Annotated in this window: 23 protein-coding genes; 3 read left to right on the top strand and 20 right to left on the bottom strand. The window is 61.4% G+C overall.

The features are described from left to right. Positions 1-62 precede the first annotated feature (62 nt). Positions 63-722: a TetR family transcriptional regulator gene (locus V1475_RS08130; protein WP_479412341.1), complete on the top strand. Its 660-nt coding sequence runs from the start codon at positions 63-65 to the stop codon at positions 720-722. On the opposite strand, the gene V1475_RS08125 is transcribed toward V1475_RS08130, so the two are convergent. From V1475_RS08125 to V1475_RS08060, 14 genes are all read right to left on the bottom strand, one after another. Continuing rightward, positions 719-1,033: a DMT family transporter gene (locus V1475_RS08125; RefSeq protein ID WP_434288704.1), complete on the bottom strand. Its 315-nt coding sequence runs from the start codon at positions 1,031-1,033 to the stop codon at positions 719-721. The genes V1475_RS08130 and V1475_RS08125 overlap by 4 nt on opposite strands. Before the next feature lie 14 nt (positions 1,034-1,047). Further along, positions 1,048-2,091 carry a heme-dependent oxidative N-demethylase family protein gene (locus tag V1475_RS08120; protein WP_479412340.1) on the bottom strand — a complete coding sequence of 348 codons (1,044 nt, stop codon included), beginning with the start codon at positions 2,089-2,091 and terminating at the stop codon, positions 1,048-1,050. 12 nt (positions 2,092-2,103) lie between these two features. Next, positions 2,104-3,048, bottom strand: a complete 945-nt coding sequence (locus V1475_RS08115) for a PDR/VanB family oxidoreductase (RefSeq protein WP_479412339.1) — start codon at positions 3,046-3,048, stop codon at positions 2,104-2,106. After that, positions 3,045-3,647, bottom strand: a complete 603-nt coding sequence (locus V1475_RS08110) for a dimethylamine monooxygenase subunit DmmA family protein (RefSeq protein ID WP_479412338.1) — start codon at positions 3,645-3,647, stop codon at positions 3,045-3,047. The genes V1475_RS08115 and V1475_RS08110 overlap by 4 nt, the downstream gene beginning before the upstream one ends. 89 nt (positions 3,648-3,736) lie before the next feature. Continuing rightward, a complete protein-coding gene (locus V1475_RS08105) occupies positions 3,737-4,870 on the bottom strand; it encodes an aminomethyl transferase family protein (protein ID WP_479412337.1) in 1,134 nt (377 codons plus the stop codon). 89 nt (positions 4,871-4,959) lie between these two features. Then, a complete protein-coding gene (locus V1475_RS08100) occupies positions 4,960-5,133 on the bottom strand; it encodes a hypothetical protein (protein ID WP_479412336.1) in 174 nt (57 codons plus the stop codon). 21 nt (positions 5,134-5,154) lie between these two features. Further along, complete coding sequence (locus V1475_RS08095) at positions 5,155-6,534, bottom strand: ammonium transporter (RefSeq protein WP_479412335.1); 1,380 nt, start codon at positions 6,532-6,534, stop codon at positions 5,155-5,157. A gap of 425 nt (positions 6,535-6,959) precedes the next feature. Then, positions 6,960-7,670 (bottom strand): FadR/GntR family transcriptional regulator, encoded by a 711-nt coding sequence (locus V1475_RS08090; protein ID WP_434288713.1) that lies wholly within the window; start codon positions 7,668-7,670, stop codon positions 6,960-6,962. A 330-nt stretch (positions 7,671-8,000) separates the two neighbouring features. After that, positions 8,001-8,885: a formyltetrahydrofolate deformylase gene (gene purU, locus V1475_RS08085; protein ID WP_479412334.1), complete on the bottom strand. Its 885-nt coding sequence runs from the start codon at positions 8,883-8,885 to the stop codon at positions 8,001-8,003. A gap of 110 nt (positions 8,886-8,995) precedes the next feature. After that, entirely contained in the window at positions 8,996-9,913 is a 918-nt protein-coding gene (gene folD, locus V1475_RS08080; RefSeq protein WP_479412333.1) for a bifunctional methylenetetrahydrofolate dehydrogenase/methenyltetrahydrofolate cyclohydrolase FolD, read from the bottom strand. Positions 9,914-9,967: 54 nt separating this feature from the next. Further along, positions 9,968-10,525, bottom strand: coding sequence for a sarcosine oxidase subunit gamma (locus V1475_RS08075; protein ID WP_479412332.1), 558 nt, complete (start codon positions 10,523-10,525; stop codon positions 9,968-9,970). Next, positions 10,518-13,478 carry a sarcosine oxidase subunit alpha family protein gene (locus tag V1475_RS08070; RefSeq protein ID WP_479412331.1) on the bottom strand — a complete coding sequence of 987 codons (2,961 nt, stop codon included), beginning with the start codon at positions 13,476-13,478 and terminating at the stop codon, positions 10,518-10,520. Before V1475_RS08070 ends, V1475_RS08075 begins: the two co-directional genes overlap by 8 nt. After that, on the bottom strand, positions 13,475-13,756 hold the full coding sequence (locus V1475_RS08065; protein WP_479412330.1) for a sarcosine oxidase subunit delta: 282 nt from the start codon (positions 13,754-13,756) through the stop codon (positions 13,475-13,477). The genes V1475_RS08070 and V1475_RS08065 overlap by 4 nt, the downstream gene beginning before the upstream one ends. A 9-nt stretch (positions 13,757-13,765) precedes the next feature. Then, positions 13,766-15,016, bottom strand: coding sequence for a sarcosine oxidase subunit beta family protein (locus V1475_RS08060; protein ID WP_479412329.1), 1,251 nt, complete (start codon positions 15,014-15,016; stop codon positions 13,766-13,768). A gap of 120 nt (positions 15,017-15,136) precedes the next feature. Here V1475_RS08060 and V1475_RS08055 point away from each other — a divergent pair, with 120 nt between their 5' ends. Then, on the top strand, positions 15,137-16,084 hold the full coding sequence (locus V1475_RS08055) for a GlxA family transcriptional regulator (RefSeq protein WP_479412328.1): 948 nt from the start codon (positions 15,137-15,139) through the stop codon (positions 16,082-16,084). A gap of 58 nt (positions 16,085-16,142) precedes the next feature. Here V1475_RS08055 and glnT read toward each other — a convergent pair whose 3' ends face one another. The 6 genes from glnT to V1475_RS08025 all read right to left on the bottom strand — a co-directional run bounded on the left by glnT (position 16,143) and on the right by V1475_RS08025 (position 22,617). Continuing rightward, positions 16,143-17,459: a type III glutamate--ammonia ligase gene (gene glnT, locus V1475_RS08050; RefSeq protein ID WP_479412327.1), complete on the bottom strand. Its 1,317-nt coding sequence runs from the start codon at positions 17,457-17,459 to the stop codon at positions 16,143-16,145. A 59-nt stretch (positions 17,460-17,518) separates the two neighbouring features. Then, positions 17,519-18,844 carry an FMN-binding glutamate synthase family protein gene (locus V1475_RS08045; protein WP_066706040.1) on the bottom strand — a complete coding sequence of 442 codons (1,326 nt, stop codon included), beginning with the start codon at positions 18,842-18,844 and terminating at the stop codon, positions 17,519-17,521. 11 nt (positions 18,845-18,855) lie between these two features. Next, positions 18,856-19,542: a GltB/FmdC/FwdC-like GXGXG domain-containing protein gene (locus tag V1475_RS08040; RefSeq protein WP_434288726.1), complete on the bottom strand. Its 687-nt coding sequence runs from the start codon at positions 19,540-19,542 to the stop codon at positions 18,856-18,858. A gap of 4 nt (positions 19,543-19,546) precedes the next feature. After that, positions 19,547-20,437, bottom strand: coding sequence for a class II glutamine amidotransferase (locus V1475_RS08035; protein ID WP_434288727.1), 891 nt, complete (start codon positions 20,435-20,437; stop codon positions 19,547-19,549). Positions 20,438-20,650: 213 nt separating this feature from the next. Beyond that, entirely contained in the window at positions 20,651-21,307 is a 657-nt protein-coding gene (locus tag V1475_RS08030; protein WP_434288729.1) for a helix-turn-helix domain-containing protein, read from the bottom strand. A 23-nt stretch (positions 21,308-21,330) separates the two neighbouring features. Next, on the bottom strand, positions 21,331-22,617 hold the full coding sequence (locus tag V1475_RS08025) for an ABC transporter substrate-binding protein (protein WP_479412326.1): 1,287 nt from the start codon (positions 22,615-22,617) through the stop codon (positions 21,331-21,333). 179 nt (positions 22,618-22,796) lie between these two features. Here V1475_RS08025 and V1475_RS08020 point away from each other — a divergent pair, with 179 nt between their 5' ends. After that, positions 22,797-24,140: an NAD(P)-binding domain-containing protein gene (locus V1475_RS08020; protein ID WP_434288732.1), complete on the top strand. Its 1,344-nt coding sequence runs from the start codon at positions 22,797-22,799 to the stop codon at positions 24,138-24,140. Positions 24,141-24,256 lie beyond the last annotated feature (116 nt).

The following is a 24,256-nucleotide window of genomic DNA, read 5'->3' as shown; positions in this document are numbered from 1 at the left end:
CTCCTTCCCGGTGGGCGATAGGGGCAGGACCATTCCACCGCCACAGGACCGAGCCGTTTGACATGTCCCTTTCCCTTGACGAGATGCTGACGCAGCTGAGCGGCCATGACAGCCCCAACGAGCTGTACGGCGTCACCGCCCCCTCCGCCAAAAGCCGGGCGACCGTCGAGAAGGTGCTGGAAGAGGCCGAGGCGGTACTGGCCGAGGAAGGTGTCGCGGGGCTCACCTTCCGGGCACTGGCGCGGCGCTGCGACATGCGGCTGAGCAACCTGCAATACTATTTCGCCACACAGGAAGACCTGCTGACCGCCGTCACCCGCTATGTTCTGGTCCGGCGCCTGTCGGAGTTGAAGGCCCGCGGACCGCTGGGCCTCATCGAGGCGCCGCAGCGGTTCACCGCCTATCTCGAATTCCGCATGGAACGCGCCGCCGATCCGAAGGCCCAGGCGATCACCACCGGCCTCCGGGATCTGGCCCTGCGCCAGGACGGCCCTGCCCGGCATGTGGCGCAGATCTGTCGGTTTCACACCGACCTGATCGAAGCGATGATCGCCGCCCTCGCTCCCGAAACCCCGTCACAGGAGATCCGCCACAAGGCGGTGATGATCGCAGCACTGGTGGAGGCGGTCGGTCCGACCTGTGGCCGCTTGTTCGACCGACCGGAGGGGCTGCGCAGCGCGATCCTGTCGCAGGCGCGCAGCATTGTTGGCCTTCCCGCTTAAGCCGACAGCTTCATCAATCCCATGCCCGCCACGATCAAGGCCGCTGCGGCGACCCGCGTCAGATTCAGCGCCTCGCCATGCAGCACGATCCCGGCGATGAACGCCCCGACCGCGCCGATGCCGACCCAGACCATATAGGACGTGCCCAAGGGCAGGCTTTTCATCGCAATCGACAAAAGCCCGAAAGAGGCCAGCATGGTAACCACCGTCACCACGCTTGGCCAGAACACCGTGAACCCGTTCGAAGATTTCATCGCGGTTGCCCAGACCACTTCCAGAAGCCCCGCGATGGTCAAAAGTATCCACGCCATTCCCGATATACCCCTTATTCGTCCGCGAAAATCCCCGGAGACGTCGGCGCACCATCATCGAATTGCGACAGGTAGTCCACGATGATTTTCTGATTGACCGCAAAGCCCTTGTATTCCGCCAGCGCCGGGTCGATGTCGCGCAGCACACGGTGCAGACGACGGCCCCATTTCGGCTGGCTCGCAATGTCTTCGAGGTTCATCAGGTAGCAACGGATCGGAAACGCCAGCGCATTGGAGCGCGGCAGACGGAAAAACGTCTGCAACTCGACGCGCAGGAATTGCTTCTGGCCCACGTTCTCCGGCGTGATCGTCCGCTTTTCCGGGCCCCATTTGTGATAGTTCTCCGGGCTGGTATCGAGGCGCGGGTTCACCGTCATCGTCCAGTTGAGGCGACGATAGTGCTGGCCTTGGCTGACGGAGAGCAGGAATTTCAACGCCTTGTCGAACACGCCCATCTTGCGGGCTTTCGGCACCGGGGCATGCCATTCGAAAAAGTTCATGCCCACGTCGAAATCCAGAGACCAGTCGGCCTGAGACGTCACCATGCCCGCGTCCATCCACAGATTGCCGTCGCGCTCATGCAAAAGCGCAAAATCGCCTTGGGTCTGACGCGTGATATATTCCATCGGCCCGCACGGGAGCGTGGTCGGATCGAGGAAGGTGAACTTCTTCTCGATGCCCAAGGGCTTGTTGATCCAATGCCACGCGTTGCCGTCGCGATGCAGGGTGAAGAGAGCGGGGTAATCCTTGGCCTTCGCCTCCATGATCAGCTCCAGAAGATCCCAGCCCGCAAGCTCCATATGCGGCAGAGACTGGCAGCGCAGCGGATCTTCGGCGAGCGTGATCTCGCGATCCTTCATCTCGGCAACGTAATGCTCGTCCACATCGAATTTGAACTCGAACGGGGTGCCTTTGCGCCCACCAGGATGCTGTTCGATGTTGACCGAATACATGTAGGTATCTTGGTCGAACGGGAAGGGAAAGCGGCGGATCGCCTCCGCGGAGTTGTGATAGGTATAATCGCCCCGGAAGGTTTCGTCATTGAATTGCATGGTCATGGGTCTGTCTCCTCAGAGGTCCAGTTCGAGCCGCGTGCCTTTGAAACGCGACATGCAGGGCATGATGTCTTCTTGCGCGGCGCGCTCGTCGTCCGAGAGCCAGTGATCGTTGTGCAGAATGCGCCCGTCGCACTCCGTCACCTTGGTATGGCACCGCCCGCAGGCCCCGCCGCGGCAGGAATAATCAATCTCGACCTTGGCGGCTTCCAAAGCCTCCAAAAGGCTCTGATCGGCTTTCACATGCACGGTCTGGCCGGTGGAGGCGATCACCACGTCAAATGGTTCACCCGGCGGCGGCGCGGCGAAGGCTTCGGAATGGACGGAGGTTTGCGGCCATCCCAGACGCGATGCCTGATCGGCCACGGACGAAATCAACCCATCGGGACCGCAGGTATAGATATGCGTGCCAAGCGGCTGGCCATCGAGAATGGCGCCAAGGTCCATCCGCGATCCCTCTTCCGAAATATGCACATGGATATGCGCCGCCTGCGGCAAAAGCTTCACCCCCGCCGCCTCATCGCGCGACCGCGCGGCATAGTGCAACTCGTAGGGTTTCTGCTCCATGTCGAGCTGTTTGAGCTGCGACAGGAAGGGCGTGATACCGATGCCGCCGCCGATCAGCACATGTTTCCGGGCGCGCAAATCGAGCTGGAACAGGTTCGAGGGCACAGAAACAGTGATCGCATCGCCTTCCGACACGCATCTGTGCATATAGAGCGAACCGCCCCGCCCCTTGTCCTCGCGGCGCACGGCGATCTCATAGCCGGTGCCATCGTAAGGATCGGAGATCAGAGAATAGGAATTGCGGCGGATCGTGTCGCCTTCGGGCATCTCGACCGTGATATGCGCCCCACCGGAAAACACCGGAAGCGACCCGCCCGTCGGGTCCTCGAAGCGGAAGCGTTTGACGAGGGGCGAGAGCTGTTCGACTTTGGTGACTTTCAGAGCAAGTTTCATGCGCGGATCTCCACGGTTTCCGGCACGACGCCCGGCGTTTCCGCATCGACGCAGACGCCCTGAAACACGCCCAGACGGCGGGAGAAATGATCCCGCACGAAGAGCGTCAACCCGCAATGCGAACAGGTGAACGGATCGGTCGTCACATCCTCGGTGATGCCTTTGCAATGCACGCATTGGATGCGCCGCGCGATGGAGCCGCGATGTTCGGTCTGAATTTCATCCATCGGCAAACCGGCGGCAAAGGCCATGGCGGAGACATGCCCGATCAGCCCTTCGGAGCCCGCCAGATAAAGCTGCGTGCCCATGCGCGCCTCGCCCAAAAGCTTGTCGACAAGCGGCGTGGCGGCATCGAAATCGGGGGCCGTATGGACGGCCACGGGGGAGAGGTTTTTGAGCTGTTCGGCCACGCCGGTGGATTTGGAAACCAGCACGATATGGGCGCGGTCCATGACGGAGGCGTCCGTTGCGGCAAGATCGACCAGCGCGCCAGCGCCAGCCTCATCCGCGACCATGATCGCAGGGGCCGCACCTTGCGACACCAGCCCGCCATAGGTCGGACGGCTGTCGATCGAGGGGGAAAATTCAGTATTGGGCATGTGATTGCCTTTGCAGGTCCTGTTGGTCTCAGGAGGCGGGCACGTCATTGCCCCCGCCTCGTAAGTCTTTGTGCGATTTATTTTTTAGATCAGCCCTTGGCGGTCCGACGTTTCTTGTCGACGTCGTAGAAGGGCATCGGATGGGCGATGGCGCTCACCTCTTTGTCCGGGAACTGAACCGTCAGGGCCGTGCCTTCGACGGCGCAATCGACCGGCATGCGGGCAATGCCCACGTTGTGCTCATTGAGGGGCGAGTACATGCCGATGGTGACAACCCCGACCTGTTTGCCGTCTTTCAGCAAAGGCGAACCTTCCGGAGCGGGCTCCGTGCCTTCGAGCTTCACACCGTAAATCTTGAAGCGCTCTTTGCCCTTCAGACGGTAATGCTCTTCGGCACCGCGGAAGCCGGTTTTGCCCGGAGACACGGTGAATTCGAGACCCAGCTCCCAAAGCGTATCGCCATTGGCCTCGTCTTCGAACGGGTACATTTCCGAGTTGTCATAGGGGAAGAACAAAAGATAGCTCTCGGCGCGAAGCCAATCGAGCGTGGTGAAGCGCGTCGGGATGATCCCCATCGCCTCGCCTTCCGCAACGATGGTGTCCCAGATTTCCACGGCATCCTGGCGACGGCAGAAGATCTCATAGCCGCGCTCGCCGGTGTAACCGGTGCGGGAAATCATCACCGGTTTGCCGAACAGCGTCGTCTGCATGTGGCTGAAATAGACCACGTCGCGGATGCCCGGCACGTGTTTTTCGAGGTAATCGACGGCCATCGGGCCTTGCAGCGAAATGTCGTGCAGCTCGTCGTCGAAGATCACCGCGACATTGCGCCCGGCGGCGTATTTCGTCAGTTGTTCGTGCCCGGCACCGGAGCCATGCACCACCATGAAGTTCTGCGGCCCGAGACGGTAAATCACGCAGTCGTCCACGAACTTGCCGCCGTCATTGAGCATGGTGGCATAGGTCGAGCGACCGGGTTTCAGCTTCTCGATGTTGCGGGTCGTGGCCTTGTCGATCACGTATTGCGCGTGCGGGCCGACGACATAAACTTTTTTCAGCCCCGAGACATCCATGACGCCCGCTTTCGTGCGGATCGCCAGATATTCCTCCGTCTGATCTTTGTCATAGCGCCAGGCGGTGCCCATGCCGCTCCAGTCTTCGAGATCGGAGCCGAGGGCGCGGTGCCGGTCCGCCAGTGCGGAAAATCTCCATGATGCGATCATTGTTTTTGTCCTTAGGGTAGTCGTTTAATTTTCTGTTGTGGGAACCGGCGACGGAAACCGCCGCCGGTTCAGGGGAAAGACGGACTGTCTTACTTTTTCTTCAGGCCCTTGTAGGCATGTTCCTCGTGGCGCCAGCCGAACACGATCGCGATCACGACCATGGCGAGGATGAGAAGGAGCCAGAGGCCTTCGACGGAGCCGTAACCCGCGTAATACGCGCCGGTGATGCCGTCCCAGGAGGTTGCGTCAAAAGGTGCTTCCATTTCGTTCGTCCTTTCTTGAGATCACTCAGCCGGGCTGACCGACGGGTGAAGCGCTTCGGGATAGGCTTCGGCAGGCACTTTGACCTTGTCGAGACCGAGGAGTTCGGCATCGTCCGGCACACGGAGCTGACCGGTGACCTTCAGGATGAAGGAGATCACATAGCCCGGAACGAACCCCAGAAGACCCATGGTGACCGCACCGACGAGCTGGCCGAGGAAGGAGGTGTCGATGACATCTTCACCGAACAGCGCCGGGTAACCCTGGGCCGCGATACCGACCGCGAGGAGACCCCACATGCCGAGGAACCCGTGCACAGCGAAGGCACCCACGGCATCGTCAATGCCACGACGTTCGATGAAGGAGGCGACGAAGGGCATGGCGCAGGCGCCGATGAACCCGATCGCAAACGCCATCGGCGGGTACCACAGGTCGAGACCGGCAGCCGCAGAGATGATCCCGCCGAGAGCGCCGGACATCATCCAGAACGGATCGCGGGTGACCATCCAGGCTCCGATGATACCACCGGCAAAGGCCATCAGCGTGTTGAAGGTCATGCCGGAGAGAGTCATCGGCGTGCCGTAGATCGTGGTTTCGATCGTGCTGCTCCAGGACCAGGCTTCGCCCGGAACGATGACACAGCCCATGAGGAAGCCCCAGAAGCCTGCGATGATGAGCATGAGCCCGATCAGCGTCATCGGCATGGAGTGACCCGGGATGTGGTTGGCGGAGCCATCGGCGTTGAACTTGCCGATCCGCGGCCCGAGGTTGATCAGAACGCCGAGCGAGAAGAAGCCCGCGATCATGTGCACGACACCGGCAGCGCCGAAGTCATGATAGCCGAACTTGGTCACCAGCCAGCCATCAGCATGCCAGCCCCAGGCCCCCGCGAGGATCCAGACGAAGGAGCCGAGCGCGATGGCCAGAACGACAAACCCCGTCAGCTTGATGCGCTCGATCACGCCACCCGAAAGGATCGACGCGGTGGTGGCCGCAAAGAGCACGAAAGCCCCCCAGAACACGCCAGAGACGCGGTCGTCGAGGTTCGGCCCCATGTATTGGCTCCACGGCAGAGCGATTTCATTCGCATAAGCCAGACCGGAAATGCCCATCGGCCCCTCGGAAAGCGTCAGCCCGGTCGGGAAGGCGTAATAGATCCACCAGCCGATGACGTAGAAGAACGGCACGATCATCGCGAAGGCGAGGATGTTCTTGATGCCGGAGGCCAGCGCGTTTTTCGACCGCGATGCGCCCATTTCATATGCGAGGAACCCGGCATGGATGAGAATCATCAGCGGGATCGTCAGGTAGTAGAAGGTCTCGGAAAACGTACCGTTTGTCGCGGCGGCGTTTCCCTGAAGCTCCGCAACCGCGGCAGCCAAGGATGCAAGATCCTGTTCCAAGTCGTTCTCCCTGTCCTGTTGAACTTGATTGGAATATCAAGCCAGCTTGGCCCGGTTTTGGTTTGGACCAATTGTGCGAACTGGCTCACTCAGTGAGATCATGAAAGCGGAAGGCATCACCATGGGTCAAAGTTTTTTCCTCTGAGGAATTAATTTTGACGCGGGCTGCGCTGCTTTTTAGGTCAAACGACCACCCTTGCGGGGCGGAGTGCTGAATTTCTGTGCGCAGATAAAATTGCGCCAAGCCAGGTTGGCGCAGCCCGAGACCCCTCGGGCGCTGACAAAGCCCGGAACCGGTGGGGACCACAGGGCATAGTCGGGCGAGAGATTCGCACCTTTTCTCAGATCGAATGGTCAAGAAATGGCGGAAATCCCCGCACCGAACGCCCCACTGGATTGGTAGGGCCAATCCCTTCAGGAAGGGATCAGTCTTCCTGAAGCAAGAGCCGCTGATCTTCGATCAGCGCGAGTTTCATGAACTCGCTCGCCTCTTCGATGTCCCGCGCGGCGAGGGCGTTGAACAGCCCGTTATAGCCCTGCTGATAAATCGCGATCCGCGTCGGCGTGAGATGGCGCCGGTACATCGCGGTGCGGAACGATTGCCGCCGGGCGTCGAGCACAAGGTTATAACAGGCGATCAGAAGCGGATTGCCCGTGCCCTCCGCGAGCAGTCGGTGGAACTCTTCCTCAAGCCGCACGAAGGCCGCCGCATCGGTCTGCACCGCTTCCATTTTCGACAAGACGACGGAGAGCGCCTCGATCTGTTTCGGCGACATATTGACAATCGCGAGCCGCACCATTTCCGGCTCGATGATCCCGCGCATCACCTGCAATTGCAGCGGCCCGGTCTCCGAGGCGACGGGGGACAGAGCCTCGCCCTGCCCGTCCGGATCGTAGGTCACGAAAGACCCCGACCCCGCGCGCCTGCGGATCATCCCGCGCGCTTCGAGTTGATCGAGCGCCTCGCGCACCGTGTTGCGCGCAACCCCCAACTCCTGCGCCAGTTGTCGCTCCGACGGCAGACGTTCTTCGGTCGCGTATTCCTGCGTCACGATCCGCGTCGACAGCGTCTCGATCACATATTTGACCGTCGCACCGGGGAGAGAGGTCGTGGGAGGCAGGGCGGAATTGGGCACGCGGTCGGTCCTTTTCGGGTTTCCGACTATTAGACCAATTTTTTGCAACTGGTCCAGAGGGCGTGCACTGGTTCAGTCGCTCACAATGAGAAAGAGGCGCGGGAGTGCCGCGCCTCTTTCGGAAATTTTAGGGGATGTGCTCTTTGATGGGCGTTTAGCCGGCGCCCGCAGGTGTGCGGACGCGTTCGGCGCTTCCATCGCTCCACCGGAGCGATGGATCGGCCCTATTGGGCCGACCAGCGCTTTCCCCGGCGCCCGCAGGGGTGCGGGCGCGTTCGAACCTTTGAAAGGTCCACTGGACCTTTCAATCCGACAAAGTCGGACCGGTTCTCACCCCATCCGTTCCGAAGAATACGAACCCGGCGACGCCTGGAACACCACGGTTTTGTTGCCGTTCAGGAACACCCGGTGGTTGGCATGGGCATGGATCGCACGGGCCAGAACTTGGCTTTCCACATCGCGCCCCAGAGACACAAAATCGTCCGGGCTTTGCGCGTGCGTGATCCGCACCACGTCCTGCTCGATGATCGGACCTTCGTCCAAATCGGCGGTCACATAATGCGAGGTCGCCCCGATCAGTTTCACGCCACGGGCATAGGCCTGTTTGTACGGGTTCGCGCCCTTGAACGACGGCAGGAAGGAGTGGTGGATGTTGATGATCCGCCCCGACATCACCTTGCACATCTGATCCGAGAGGATCTGCATGTAGCGCGCCAGAACGATCAGCTCGGCGCCCGAATCCTTGACCACCTTCATGATCGCGGCCTCGGCGTCCGGCTTATTCTCTTTGGTCACACGGATGTAGTGGAACGGAATGTCGTTGTTCACGACAACCTTTTGATAATCCATGTGGTTCGAGATCACCGCCACGATCTCGACCGGCAGCGCACCGATGCGCACACGGTACAGAAGATCGTTCAGACAGTGTCCGAAACGGGACACCATGATCACAACTTTCATCTTCACGCTCTCGTCGTGGAAAGCGAAAGTCATGCCGAATTCCTCGGCGATCTTGGCGAAGTCCTTTTCAAGCGCCGCCTGATCCGCGCCCTCCTCAGACGCAAAGCTCACGCGCATGAAAAAATGGCCGGTTTCGGTGTCGTCGAATTGCGAGCTGTCGGTGATATTGCAGCCGTGATCCGCGAGGAAGGTGGCGATGGCCGCGACAATCCCGCGCGTCGTGGCGCAGGTCACGGTGAGACAGAATTTCGTCATCTTTTTCTCCAGATGCAAGGCGCTCCCCTGATGCGCGCCCTCGATGTTGGTGTGTTGTTTTTGTTTGATTTTATCGTTGATTTTTTATGCCGTAAGCCCTTCGGGCGCAGTCAGGCTGTGAGCCCTTCGGGCTCAGGAAGATCGTTGGCGCGGCAGGCCGCCGTCACGGTGTTGGCCAAAAGACACGCGATGGTCATCGGACCGACCCCACCCGGAACCGGCGTGATCGCCCCGGCAACCTCGACCGCCGTGTCAAATTCGACATCGCCCACGAGCTTGGTCTTGACGGTCCCGTCTTCGCGCAGACCTTTTTCCGGCGCATCGACCCGGTTGATACCCACGTCGATCACGGTCGCGCCGGGTTTCACCCAGCTGCCCTTGACCATCTCCGGACGCCCGACGGCCGCCACGAGAATGTCGGCACGACGGCAGACCTCTTCGATGTCCTTGGTGCGCGAATGCGCGATGGTCACGGTGCAGCTGTCGCGCAGCAAGAGTTGCGCCATCGGTTTGCCCACAATATTGGAGCGCCCGACGACCACGGCATTGAGCCCCGACAGGCTGCCAAGCTGATCGCGCAGCATCATCAGACAGCCGAGCGGCGTGCAAGGCACCATGCTCTTTTGTCCGGTGCCCAGAAGACCCACGTTCGAGATATGGAACCCGTCCACATCCTTTGCCGGGTCAATCGAGTTGATCACCAGATCGCTGTCGAGATGGTCCGGCAGCGGCAACTGCACGAGAATGCCATGCACCGCCGGATCGGCGTTGAGCTGTTCGATCAGCGCCAGAAGATCGGCCTCCGACGTGTCCGCCGACAGTTTGTGCTCATAGGAATTCATCCCGCATTCCACGGTCTGCTTGCCCTTGTTGCGCACATAAACCTGGCTTGCCGGGTCTTCGCCCACCAGCACCACGGCCAGACCGGGCGTGATGTTGTGAACCTCTTTCAGACGCGCCACATGGGCGGCCACTTTTTCGCGCACGGTCTCGGCAAAGGCCTTCCCGTCGATGATCTGTGCAGTCATGTCTCTCTCCAATATCTCTCCGAAAACCTCGGTCCGAACCCTTAGTCCGAAACGTCAGTCCTCAAGGCGGCGGGCGGCCACGGCCAGTGCGTGCCAGAGCGATCCCGCCAAAGTGCGCATCCCGATCACCGCGAGCCGGTCTTCGGCACGGCGGATCAGAAAAACGGTCATATGTTCAAGCCCGGTGCGGGTCGCCTGCCCCGGCCCAAAGCCCTTCGCATCGATGTTCACAAGCTTGTTCATCAGCGCCTCGATCGGGGCTGCGCCCTGCGTCGAAGCAATTTCGAAGGCGGCGAAACCGTCGGTCTGTTCGGTGACGGAGCACTCCGGCACCTCGGATTTCAGCATGGCTGCGAAATCCACCTCGGCCTTGCCGGTCGCCTCAATCATCCATTGCCCGCGCCCGGTCCAAAAGGCGGCGTATTCGCCCATGGACACGGCTTTGCCAACGCCCGGAAGCATCAGACCGAAGGGCTGAGGCACCTCCTGCCCGGCCCGCAGGCTCAGGGAGGCCAGACCGAGATCGGCGTTTTCCGTGATGGTCAGCGCGCCGAATACCTCGGTCCGCGCCACCGTGCCGCCCAGGGCGGTGATAGCTGTGAGATCAGTCACGGAGACGTCCTCCTTCGGGGTCCACGAAATGGGCAGAGACCACTTCGACCTTCAATTCCTTGCCTTCCACCGGGTTGGCCGCGATCAGCACCTCGCCCATCCGTTCCGCACCGTTCTCAAGGAACCCGAGCGCGATATAGCTCTCGAGATGCGGCGAGTAACAGGACGAGGTGATCCAACCCTGATCGCTGGTCATCGTCTGCGCCTCACCTTGGGTGAAAAGATGCGACCCGGCCATGACCTGCGTTTGCGCCTCGAGCGGTTTGAAACCGACAAGCCGACGTTTTTCCGCAGCCATCCCTTCGCGCCGCGACATCACGGCCCCGATGCTGTCTTTCTTCGCCGACACCATCTTGCCCAGCCCCAGCATCTGCGCCGTGGTCTGACCGTTCAACTCGGCCCCCGCCGCGTGACCTTTCTCGATCCGGAGCACACCCAGCGCTTCGGTCCCGTAAGGCGTCACACCCAGATCCGCGCCCAGTTCCATCAGCCGCGCCATCAGCGCCTGACCATAGCGGGCCGGAACAGCGACCTCATAGGCCAGCTCGCCCGAGAACGAGATCCGGAACAGCCGCGCCCGCAACCCGTTGCAGATCGTCAGATCGGCACAGGCCATGAAGGGAAACGCCTCGTTCGAAAGGTCGAACCCGTCGACGATCCGCGTCAGAAGCTCGCGCGCTTTCGGCCCCGCCACGGCGATCTGCGCCCAGGCGTCGGTGGTGGAAATCAGCTGCACATCCAGCTCCGGCCAGACACATTGATGGAAGAATTCCATCTGGCGATAGACCAGCCCCGCGTTGGCGGTCGTCGTCGTGACCACATAGTGATCCTCCGCCATCCGCGCGCAGGTGCCGTCGTCATAGGCATGCCCGTCTTCGCGCAGCATCAGACCGTAACGCACCATGCCGACCTTCAGCGTGCCCATCATGTTCGAGTACATGCGGTTCAAAAACTCGCCCGCATCCGCACCCTGAACGTCGACCTTACCAAGCGTGGTCACATCGCAAAGCCCAACACCGGAGCGCACAGCCAGAACCTCGCGGTCCACGGTCTGCCGCCAAGTGGTTTCGCCAGCGCGCGGGAAATATTGCGCCCGCATCCATTGACCCACCTCGACGAACGCGGCGCCTTGGGCTTCGGCCCAATGATGCGTCGGCGTCAGGCGGCGCGGACGGAACAGCGGCCCGGTGTCACCCCCCCCCAGCACCGCCAGCGAGACACCGGTATAGGGCGGGCGGAAGATCGTGGTGCCGGTTTCCGGGATCGCTTTGCCGGTCAGCTCGGCCATCACCGCCAGCGCGGAAATGTTCGAGGTCTTGCCCTGATCGGTCGCCATGCCCAGCGTGGTCCAGCGTTTCAGATGCTCCACCGGCTTCATATTTTCCTTATGCGCCAGTGCGATATCCTTGACGGTCACGTCATTCTGGAAATCGACCCATGCCCTTTTTTTCGTGGCGCGCTTCGTACCGGGAACGTGCCAAAAGGCAGCCTGCTCGGACGGCATATTCTCCGCCTTCGGAAGCGCAATCTCAGAGGCCGCAACACCGATCTCGGACAGCGCCGTGATCGCGGCTTTCATACCGTCTTCCAAAGCGTCCGCCGTACCGCCCTTGCCCGCCGCAGCCCCGGCTGGGATCAGGCCTTTCGGCCCATCCGGGCTCGGAACGAAGGCCAAAAGATCGTCGTTCCAGACCGGACGCCCGCGATGATGCGAGGCCAGATGCACGTTCGGGTTCCACCCGCCCGCGACGCCGAGCGCGCCGACGGAGTGCCATTCGGACCGCCCGTTGCGGGTGATCTCAATCGACGTCAGACCCAGACGCCCTTTCGTCCCGGTCACGGTCGCCCCCGCGAAGACCTCATAGTCGCCAAACCGCGGCGCTGCCTCGCGGGCATCGATCACGCCCAGAACCTTCGCGCCCTTGGCGATCAGATCCATCGCCGTGCGGTGCCCGTCGTCGCCATTGGTGAAAATCGCAATCGCGTCCCCGTCCCGCTTCACCGGGCTCACCGCCCAGCGATTGGCATAGGCCCGCATCGCCCCCGCCAGCATCACACCGGGACGGTCGTTGTCGGCAAAGGGGATATGCCGCTCCGTCGCGCCCGCCGCCAGAACCGTGCGTTTCGCAGTGATCCGCCACAGCGTCTGGCGCACCTTGTCGCCCGGAACGGCCAAGTGATCCGACACCCGCTCGACCGCGCCGAAAATCCCGTGATCATAGACGCCGAACACCGTGGTGCGGGTCATGATGCGGACATTCGGCAGGCTCTCAAGCTCGGCCTTCGCATCTGCGACCCAGCCCATGGCATCGGCACCGTCCAGCGCATCGCTTTCCGCCATCAGACGCCCGCCAAGGGCGAAATCTTCATCGGCAAGGATCACATCCGCACCCGCACGCCCGGCGGTCAGCGCCGCCGCAAGCCCCGCCGCACCGGCCCCCACGATCAGAAGATCGCAATGCAGGAAGCCTTTGTCGTAATCGTCCGGATCGGGCAGCATCGAGAGCGATCCAAGCCCCGCCGCCTTGCGGATCATCGGCTCGTAAAGCTTTTCCCAGAACGCTTTCGGCCACATGAAGGTCTTGTAATAGAACCCCGCCGCGAAGAAGGGCGACAGAAGATCGTTCACCGCCAAGAAGTCACGCTCCAGCGGCCCCATGTGGTTTTGCGAGCGTGCCGTCAGCCCATCGAACAGCTCCGCGACCGTGGCGCGCGTGTTCGGCTCCTGGCGCGCTCCCGTGCGCAGCTCGACCATGGCATTGGGTTCCTCGGAGCCCGCCGCCACAACGCCGCGCGGGCGGTGATATTTGAAACTCCGGCCCATCAGCTGAACGCCATTGCCCAGAAGGGCGGAGGCCAATGTGTCGCCTTGGAAGCCTTTGTAAGCCTTGCCGTTGAAGGTAAAATTCAGCGGCGCGTTGCGGTCGATCAGACCACCAGTCAGACGGGTCATTCTGCCGCTCCCAGTTTCACGTTCGAGGCCAGTTCCGCCCCGAGAATGTCATGCGTGGTGGTGTCGCGCGTCACGACAAGCCAGCTCCGGTCGCCCTGTTCGTGGAACCACAGCTCGCGGTGAACGCCCGCCGGATTGTCGCGCTGGAAGACATAGTCGCAGAATTGCGCTTCGGCATTCTCAGCCGTCGCATCGGGCCGGTGCATCAGATTGGCGTCGCCCAGATAGGTGAATTCCTGACTGTCGCGCAGGCCGAGAAGGGGATGAGGGATCAGCATCTTTTCACCTCAATGCAGGTTGGGTTGGGCGCCAACGCCCTTTTCGTCGATGACATAACCGCGCTCGAACCGGTCGAGCCGATAGGCGGTGGCGGTCTCATGCGGGCGGCCGGTCGCAAGCAAATGCGCGAAGGCATAGCCGGAGGCGGGCGTCGCCTTGAACCCCCCGTAACACCAGCCGGCGTTGAGATAGAGCCCGTCGATATGGGTCTGGTCGATGATCGGCGAGCCGTCCATGGACATGTCCATGATCCCGCCCCAGCTCCGCAAAAGCCGCGCGCGCCCGATCATCGGCATGAGCGCCATGCCGCCTTCGAGCACATCTTCGACCACCGGCAGGTTGCCGCGCTGCGCGTAGGAATTGTACCCATCGATGTCGCCACCGAACACCAGCCCGCCCTTGTCGGACTGGCTCACATAGAAATGCCCCGCGCCAAAGGTGATGACGCCCGGAATGGTCGGTTTGAGCCCTTCGGAGACGAAGGCCTGCAACACATGGCTTTCGATCGGCAGGCGCATTCCAGCCTTGGCCATGACCCGCCCCGAGGACCCGGCGACAGCCACGCCGACCTTCTTGGCCCCGATAAAGCCACGAGAGGTTTCAACGCCCAAAACCTTGCCATTCTCGATCTTGAACCCGGTGACTTCGCAATTCTGGATGATGTCGACGCCGCGCATATCGGCACCGCGGGCATAGCCCCAGACCACCCCATCGTGGCGCGCCGTACCCGCGCGTTCCTGCATCAGGCCACCCTTGATCGGGAAGCGCGCATTGTCGAAATTGAGGAAGGGCACCATCTGTTTCAACTCGTCACGCGACAAAAGCCGCGCGCCCGCACCGACCAGCATCATCGCATTGCCGCGACGGCGATAGGCATCGCGCTGAGCGTCGGTGTGGATCAGGTTGATGATCCCGCGCTGCGACACCATCGAGTTGAAATTGGTTTCCTGCTCCAGATTTTCCCAGAGCTTCATCGAGAATTCATAGAACGGCTCGTTGCCCGGCAGCAGGTAGTTCGACCGGATGATCGTCGTGTTCCGCCCGATATTGCCAGAGCCGAGCCAGCCCTTTTCCAGCACCGCAACCTTCAGCTCGCCAAAGGTTTTCGCCAGATAAAAGGCCGTCGCAAGCCCATGCCCGCCGCCGCCGACAATCACGATGTCATAGGCGGGTTTCGGCTCCGGGTTGCGCCACAGCGGCGTCCACCCCTTGTGCCCGGTCAGGGCCTCTTTCACGACTTTGAAACCAGAGAATTTCATGCAGGTGCGCTCCTTCGTCTGATCCTTTTGTAGCGGGGATTTTCGCTCTGTACCTCCATATTCAAGTCGTATATTTTCAAATTCAGGACGTATTTTCATATTTCTCGTCAGGCCCTGAACATGAAGAGAATCGCCTTTCTGCTGGTCGATGGATTCGCTCTTTTGTCAACCGCATCCGCGCTCGAACCGCTGCGTGCGGCGAACCTGTTTTCGCCCACCTTGCGCTATGAGGTGACCCTGCTTTCAAGCTCCGGCGAGACGGTCAAATCGTCGGTCGGCGGCGCCTTCGAGACCCGATCTTTTCGCGATCTTTTCCCCCGCTTCGACATCGTCTTCGTGGTCGCGGGTGGTGACCCGGCGCGGGTCAACGACCCCGCACTCTTCGCTTGGCTCAGGCAGGCCGACCGCTCCGGCGTGGCGCTCGGCGGCATCTCCGGCGGGGCGGTCATTCTGGCGAAAGCGGGGCTTTTGGCGAACCGTCGTTTCACCGTCCACTGGCATCATTATGGCGACTTCGACAAACTCCCCGGCGACTGGCTTTTGGAGCGGCGATTGTTCGTGATCGACCGCGACCGCTACACCTGCGCCGGTGGCTCCGCCCCCCTCGACATGATGCATGCGATCATCGCCCGTGACCACGGAACCGCCTTCGCCCAGCGGATTTCCGACTGGTTCATCCAGACCGAAGTGCGCGGAGCGGATGCGCCGCAACGGTCCTCGATCACCGGGCGCTATGGCGTCATCCCCCTGCCGGTCGAGGCCGCTTTGGAACTGATGGAAAGCCATATCGCCGACCCTCTCGGCCAGGATCAGATCGCTACGCTTTCGGGCCTCTCGACCCGCCAATTGCAACGCCAGTTTCGCGAGGCCACCGGTCGCTCGATCATGGAGGAATATCGCCGTATCCGTCTGGAAACAGGGAAAGAATTGATTTCCTCCACCCGCATTCCGCTGACCGAGATCGCCCAGATGACCGGCTTCTCCTCGCAGGCGCATTTCTCCGACGCCTACCGTAAACTCTACGGCGCGGTCCCCTCAAGCCTCCGTAAAAAAGAAGGCCCGGCATAAGCCGGGCCTTGGGGAACAGTGGCGGATCTGGGGCCGCCACTCAGGGAAGTTTGTTGGATCAGATGTCCAGCGTGTTGTCTTTTTCCCAACGGGAGAAATGCGACACGAAGGAATTCCACTCGCGGTGCTTCATCTTGATGTAGGAGGCCGAAAAATCGTTGCCGAGCATGGCTTTCAACTCAGGATCGGCGTCATAGGCGCGGATCGCATCCAGCATGTTGAGCGGCAGTTTCGGCGCGCCTTCGATCTTGTGACCTTCGGCATACATGTCGATGTCGTAACGCGGGCCGGGGTTGGCTTTGGAGCGGATGCCCGACAGACCGGCAGCGATGATCACCGCTTGAAGCAGGTAAGGGTTCACCGCCCCGTCCGGCAGGCGAAGCTCAAACCGGCCCGGCCCCGGCACGCGCACCATGTGGGTGCGGTTGTTGCCGGTCCAGGTCACCGTGTTCGGCGCCCAGGTCGCGCCCGAATTGGTGCGCGGCGCGTTGATCCGTTTGTAGGAGTTCACCGTCGGGTTGGTGATCGCCGCCAAGGCTTCGGCATGTTTCATGATCCCGCCGAGGAAGTAACCGCCCTGCTCAGAGAGCCCCACTTCACCGACCTGACCCCCGGCATTGCCCGCGAAGGCGTTGGTTTTGCCATCGAGATCCCAGACCGAGATATGCGCGTGGCAACCGTTGCCGGTCAGGCCCTGAATGGGCTTCGGCATGAAGGTGGCGCGCAGACCGTGTTTTTCGGCAATGGATTTCACCATGAACTTGAAGAAACTGTGACGGTCGGCGGTGATCAGCGCGTCGTCGAAATCCCAGTTCATTTCGAACTGGCCGTTGGCGTCTTCGTGATCGTTCTGATACGGCCCCCAGCCCAGCTCCAGCATGTAATCGCAAATCTCGGCGATCACGTCATAGCGGCGCATCACGGCCTGCTGGTCGTAACACGGCTTCTCCGCCGTATCGAACGGATCGGAAATCGCATCGCCCTCGGGGGTCAGGATGAAGAATTCCGCTTCGATCCCGGTCTTGACGCGCAGACCTTCGTCGGCGGCTTCCTTGATCAGCCTCTTCAACACGTTGCGCGGCGCCTGTTCGACCGGCTCATCTTCCATGATGCAATCGGCGGCAACCCATGCCACCTCCGGTTTCCACGGCAGTTGAATGACGGCATCCGCATCCGGCACGGCAAGCATATCCGGGTGCGCCGGCGTCAGATCGAGCCATGTCGCAAAGCCCGCAAAACCCGCACCGTTCTTCTCCATCCCCGCGATCGCGGAGGCGGGCACCAGTTTGGCGCGCTGGCCACCGAACAGATCGGTGTAGGAGATCATGAAATATTTAACGCCTTTTTCCTCGGCGAATTTGGTCAGTTTGCTCATTTTGTCTTTTCCTGTTCCCTGTCGGTGAAAGAGGGGCGCTTGGCCCCTCTTCTTGGGCCTCAGAAGCCCGGCTTGCCCGGGTACCAGTTGGTCCCTGCGAGCGGAATTTGCGCCATGGCCGCGGCTTCCATGGTCAGCGCACAGAGATCCTCGGGTTCGAGGTTGTGCACGTGGTTGTGACCACAGGCCCGTGCGATGGTCTGGCATTCCAGCGTCATCACGTTGAGGTAGTTGCGCAGCATCCGCGCCGCTTCCACCGGGTTCACGCGCTTCATCAGCTCGGGGTCCTGCGTGGTGATACCCGCAGGGTCCTTGCCTTCGTGCCAGTCGTCATAGGCATCGGCCGTGGTGCCCAGAGCCGCGTATTCCGCGCCCCATTTCGGGTCCTGCTCACCGATGGCAATAAGAGCCGCCGTACCGATGGAGACCGCATCGGCCCCAAGCGCCAGCGCCTTGGCCATATCCGCACCGTTGCGGATGCCGCCGGAGACCACGAGCTGAACCTTGCGGTGCATGCCCAGATCCTGAAGCGCCTGAACGGCGGGGCGGATACAGGCGAGGATCGGCTGGCCGACATGTTCGATGAACACGTCCTGCGTTGCCGCCGTGCCGCCCTGCATCCCGTCGAGCACGACCACGTCCGCGCCCGCTTTCACAGCCAGAGCGGTGTCGTAATAGGGGCGTGCGCCGCCGACCTTGATATAGATCGGTTTTTCCCAGTTGGTGATCTCGCGCAGCTCAAGAATTTTGATCTCAAGATCGTCCGGGCCGGTCCAGTCCGGGTGCCGACAGGCGGAGCGTTGGTCGATGCCGACCGGAAGGTCGCGCATGCCCGCCACACGTTCGGTGATCTTCTGACCCAGAAGCATGCCGCCGCCGCCCGGTTTCGCGCCCTGACCCACAACGATCTCGATGGCGTCGGCACGACGCAGATCGTCCGGGTTCATGCCGTAGCGCGACGGCAGGTATTGGTAGACGAGTTTCTCGGAATGCCCGCGCTCTTCCTCGGTCATGCCGCCGTCACCGGTGGTCGTCGAAGTGCCCGCCATGGTCGCGCCACGGCCCAGAGCCTCTTTCGCGGGACCCGAGAGCGCACCAAAGGACATGCCTGCGATGGTCACCGGGATTTTCAGCTCGATCGGCTTTTTCGCAAACCGCGTGCCGAGTGTGACGGAGGTATCGCATTTCTCGCGGTAGCCTTCGAGCGGGTAACGCGACATGGACGCGCCGAGGAACAGCAGGTCATCGAAATGCGGCAGGTGGCGTTTGGTGCCGCCGCCACGAATGTCGTAGATGCCGGTGGCCGCCGCGCGGCGGATTTCGGCGTTGGCGGCGTTGCTGAACGTATAGCTGTCGCGCGGCGGGGTGTGGGGTGTCTTTTCCATCTTTGCGCTCCTCAGTATTCGCCAGCGTGGTCGATGTTGAAGTTGTAGAGTTTGCGCGACGAACCGTAGCGTTTGAACTCTTCCGGTTTGGCATCCGCCCCGGCTTTCTCAAGAAGGTCCTTGAGGATCTCGATATGCTCCGGGCGCAGTTCCTTCTCGACGCAGTCGGCGCCCAGCGATTTCACGGAACCGCGCACGAACAGGCGCGCTTCGTAAAGCGAGTCGCCCAGCGCATCGCCCGCATCGCCCAGAACAACGAGGTTGCCCTTTTGCGCCATGAACGCGCACATGTGGCCGATGTTGCCGTGCACGACGATGTCGATACCCTTCATCGAGATACCGCAGCGCGAGGACGCATTGCCCTTGATGTTCAAAAGACCGCCGTGCCCGGTGGCGCCCGCATATTGCGAGGCGTCGCCTTCGATGGTCACGACGCCGGACATCATGTTTTCCGCAACACCGGGGCCGGTGGAGCCTTTGACGGTGATCGTCGCTTCCTTGTTCATCCCGGCGCAGTAGTAGCCGGTGGACCCGTTGATGGTCACGGAAATCGGACCGTCGAGACCCACGGCCACGGCATGCGCGCCGCGCGGGTTGGTCAGCTCATAGGCTTCGTTCGCCTTGCCTTTGGCCGCAGCCTGAAGCGTGGTGTTGACCTCACGGAGTTCCGTTTTGGCCAGATCGAGCGTGTTGGTCATTGGATCAGCGCTCCCAGAAGTAAACAGTTGCAGGTTCCGGTTCCCAGACGCGGGCATTGTCGATGCCCGGCAGGTCGGCGAAGGCGCGGTATTCGGAGGCAAACGCGACGTAATCGTCGGTTTCCGCCATGATCGCCGGTTTGCAGGCGATCGGATCGCGCACGACGCCAAAGCCGTTCTTGGTGCCGGTCACGAAGGTGAAGAACCCGTCGAGATCTTCGATGGTGCCTTCGAGCGCTTCACCCAGCGTTGCGCCATCGGCGATGCGCGACGAGATGTAGGCCGCGCCCACTTCGGTGTCGTTCTCGGACCGGGTAAACACGCCTTTTTTGGCAAGCGTGCGGCGCATCTGGTTGTGGTTCGACAGCGAGCCGTTGTGCACGAGGCACTGGTCGTCGGCGGTGGAGAACGGGTGCGCACCCATCGTGGTCACGGCGGACTCGGTCGCCATGCGGGTGTGGCCGATGCCGTGGGAGCCGCCCATCGCGCGCAGACCGAACCGCGCCGCGACGTCTTTCGGCAGGCCGACTTCCTTGTAGATTTCCATGGAGGCGCCGGAGCCCATGATGCGAAGACCCTTGTCTTCGAGCACCGCAATGGCCTCTTTCGCCTTCGCTTCCGGCAGGGTCAGAACCGCATGGGTGTCGACCACTTTGATCGTCACCGGCGCATCGACCACCGCACACACGGCGGCGTCGAGATCGGCAAACGCCTCGGCGGGCGTGTCCGATTGAACGGTGATTTTCACCATGCCGTCCGTCTCATCGCCATAGATCGCAATCCCGGCACTGTCCGGGCCGCGTTCGGTCATGGTGATGAGCATATCGGTCAGCATATCGCCCAGTTGCGGGCGCAGTTCATCCTTTTTCAGGAAGAGGCCAACAATGCCACACATAGGTTCCTCCATTGTGGGTGAGTCTTCGGCGTCACGCGCCGTCATAACCTCACTAACGAGAAACCTATTTTCTTTTCAAGAAAGTTTCTCTCCTCGTCGGAAAAAATACTTACTCACAAGAAAACTGCCCTGTTTTTATGCAGACTCCCTCACCGAAAGCCAGAAGCGCCCTCCAATTGAGCGAAATGAGAACAAAAGCTCCGCATCCCCGTCTCACCGCGCTTGCGGATAGGTGATGACCGACAGGTATTTCGCCGGCAGTTCGACGATCTCCTCCGGCCCGTGCGGCGCATCCGAATCGAACAAAAGCGTATCCCCCGGCTCCAGATCGTAAATCTGATCGCCATGGCGATAGTTGACCCGCCCCTCCAGCATATAGAGAAGCTCGATGCCCTCGTGCTGGAACGCCGGAAACCGGTCCGACGCGCTGTCGAGCGTGATCAGATAGGGTTCCACCACAACGCCCGAATTGTTCGACCCGATATGACCCAAAAGGTTGTACTGATGCCCGGCCCGCGTGCCCGCGCGCTCGATCTCGACCCCCTCGCCCGCTTTGACATGCATGCAGCCGCGCTCTTCCTCATAGCCGGAAAACAGCTGCACCAAAGGCACCCGCAGCGCATGGGCCAATGCGGAGATCGTATTCAGAGACGGCGAGATGACCCCGTTCTCGATCTTCGACAACATCCCGACCGACAACCCGGTCTGCGCCGCAAGATCGGCCCCGGTCATCCGCGCCCGCTTGCGCAACTCGCGCACTTGCCGCCCGATCGCCACCTCGAGGTTCTTCTCCCGCTGCTCCTTCACCGCATGCGGGTTCTGCTGCAATGCATTGTCCTTGGCTTTCAAATCCAACTCCTGTCGTCCCATCTGCTCTCTCTTCTCTATCTCGCTCATTCATCCGCCAGCGCGCGCGCCAGATCCGGCTTGCCGCGCTGGTGCCAAAGCTGGCCGACGGCCCCGAGTTCGGTCATCAGTTCTTCGCCATAGGTTTCCAGCCAGTTCAGCACCGACCCGAATTCCTGAATGCGCGCCCGCCCGTCGCGGATCGCCACCACCGGCCAGTCGCCCACCAGCGCATTGTCGATGCCGTAGACCTCCGTGCCCCACCAGTTCGCCAGTCCAAACGCATGCGGCATCCGGCGTCCGCGTTTCAGAGCCGCCAGAACCGTGGCGCTGCCGAGGCTGTCCGCCGTCTCCACCGCCTCATGCCAGAGATCGAGGATCGACGCATATTCCCAGCTCACAGCCGCCCATTCCTCAGGAAAGCGCTCATTATAGGAGTCGAAGAACGCCTTCGGACGGTGAAAGAAAAACGCCGTATCGGCCAGTTCCGGGTCGTCGAAATCCGGGAACTGAAAGGTGAAACGCTCCATGAAACCGGGCGATGTGCGTGCGATCAGCTTTGGGTAATTGTCGCAGGTACAGGCGAGGATCTCGCCCTGAAACCCGGCCTCATAGGCCGCAACCGTCAACGCTTCGATCATCGGCGGGGCCGAGGAGCACCAGCACAGCACATCCGGCGTCTCGGCCAGCATCTCCGCCACGATCTCGCGCGCGTCCCCGGCCTCCGCATCATAAAGCACTTCGCTGACGATCTCCCGCCCGGCGACATCGAAAGCCGCACGATAGGTCGCAAGCGACGGCAGCCCCATGAGATCGGTCTGCGAACACAGCGCCACGCGTTGCGCCTCGGGCCGGGTGCGCGCGAGCCAGTCGACCCCGGTGACGTTGAAAAACGGGTGCACCTCCGCGGGCGCGATCAGATAGGGGTGATCCGGCGACAGATCCGACGGCAGAAGCGTCGCGGTCAGCACACGCCGGTCCATCAGATAGGCCAGCGCCAGCCCCATATCGCCACCGCCCAGCGTCAGCACAAGCCGCACCCGCTGCGTCTCCACCATCTGCCGCGCCGCCTCGAGTGTCGCCGCCGCGCCCTGCGCGCTGTCCTGCACGATCAGCTCCACAAGATGCCGCCGCCCGCCGACCATCATCCCGCCATGGGCGTTGATCCAGTCGACCCAGAGTCGGCAGCCCTCGATACCCGGCCGCCCCCAGCGCTCCTCCGCCCCGGACATCGGCACCAGCGCCCCCACCCGGATCGGCGCGCGGTCCTGCACGCTCAGACGCGGCAGCGATCCCGCGACGGCCAGTCTCTGCGCCAGCGAAGCGCTGCTCATTTTTTCACCTCACGCCCAAAAATAGGCCAAATGACCTATTCATTCTCTGAATCTCATATTCCTCTAAGGAAAATTCATTGACCAGCAGAAAATTTTTGGACCAAACCGGACTCAATCCAAAAGAACCAATTCACATTATTGGTCCATACCAGCACACTAACCCAACGGGAGTTACGAACATGACAAAACGAGTCGCCGTCATCGGTGCGGGCCCCTCCGGTCTCGCTCAACTGCGCGCTTTCCAATCCGCCGCCCAGCAAGGCGCGGAGATCCCCGAAGTCGTCTGCTTTGAGAAACAGTCCAACTGGGGCGGGCTTTGGAACTACACCTGGCGCACCGGCGTCGATGAGAACGGCGAGCCCGTCCATTGCTCCATGTACCGCTACCTCTGGTCGAACGGCCCGAAAGAAGGTCTGGAATTCGCCGACTATTCCTTCGAGGAACATTTCGGCAAGCAAATCGCCTCCTACCCGCCCCGCGCCGTGCTCTTCGACTATATCGAAGGCCGCGTGATCAAGGCCGACGTGCGCAAATGGATTCGCTTCTCCTCCGTCATCCGCTTCGTCGAATATGACGAAGACAAAGGCGATTTCGTCGTCACCGTCCACGACATGGTCGAGGACCGCGTCTACAAGGAGCGCTTCGACAATGTGATCGTCGCCTCCGGTCACTTCTCCTCGCCGAACGTCCCCGAATACCCCGGATTCGAACAGTTCAACGGTCGTATCGTCCACGCCCACGATTTCCGCGACGCCCGCGAATTCGAAGGCAAGGACGTGCTCCTCGTCGGCGCCTCCTACTCCGCCGAAGACATCGGGTCTCAGTGCTGGAAATACGGCGCCAACTCGATCACCACCTGCTACCGCTCCGCCCCCATGGGCTTCAAATGGCCGGACAACTGGGAAGAAAAGCCCGCCCTGCAAAAGGTCGAGGGCAAGACCGTCTTCTTCGCCGATGGCACCACGAAAGACGTCGATGCGATCATCCTCTGCACCGGCTACAAACACTATTTCCCCTTCCTGCCCGACGATCTGCGCCTCAAAACCAAGAACCGTCTGGCGACCGCCGATCTCTACAAAGGTGTCGTCTACGTCCACAATCCGAAGATGTTCTACCTCGGCATGCAGGACCAGTGGTTCACCTTCAACATGTTCGACGCCCAGGCGTGGTATGTGCGTGACATCATCATGGACCGCATCGAGGTGCCCGCCGACAAGGCGGTTCTCGAAGCCGACGTGAAAGACCGTGTGGAGCGCGAAGACGCGTCCGACGATGTGAAATACGCCATCAACTATCAGGCCGAATACATCAAGGAACTGATCAAGGACACGGACTATCCGTCCTTCAACGTCGATGGCGCGACCGAGGCCTTCATGGAGTGGAAGAAACACAAGGCGAAGGACATCATGACCTTCCGCGACAACTCCTATGAATCCGTGATCACCGGCACCATGGCCCCCGTCCACCACACCCCGTGGAAAGACGCGCTCGACGACAGCATGGAAGCCTATTTGCAGAACTGATCAGCCAAAGCTGATCGGGCAGAACCAATCGGGTGCCCCCCCAAAAAATGGGGCCCCCTTCCCTCTCCCCTGATCCGGGGGCCTGCGATCCTCGCACCCCCGGATTTTTTTATACC

It is taken from the genome of Celeribacter sp. SCSIO 80838, assembly GCF_056498065.1.
The sequence above is the reverse complement of the archived record's forward strand: the minus strand, read 5'-3'. Positions and strand labels throughout refer to the sequence as shown.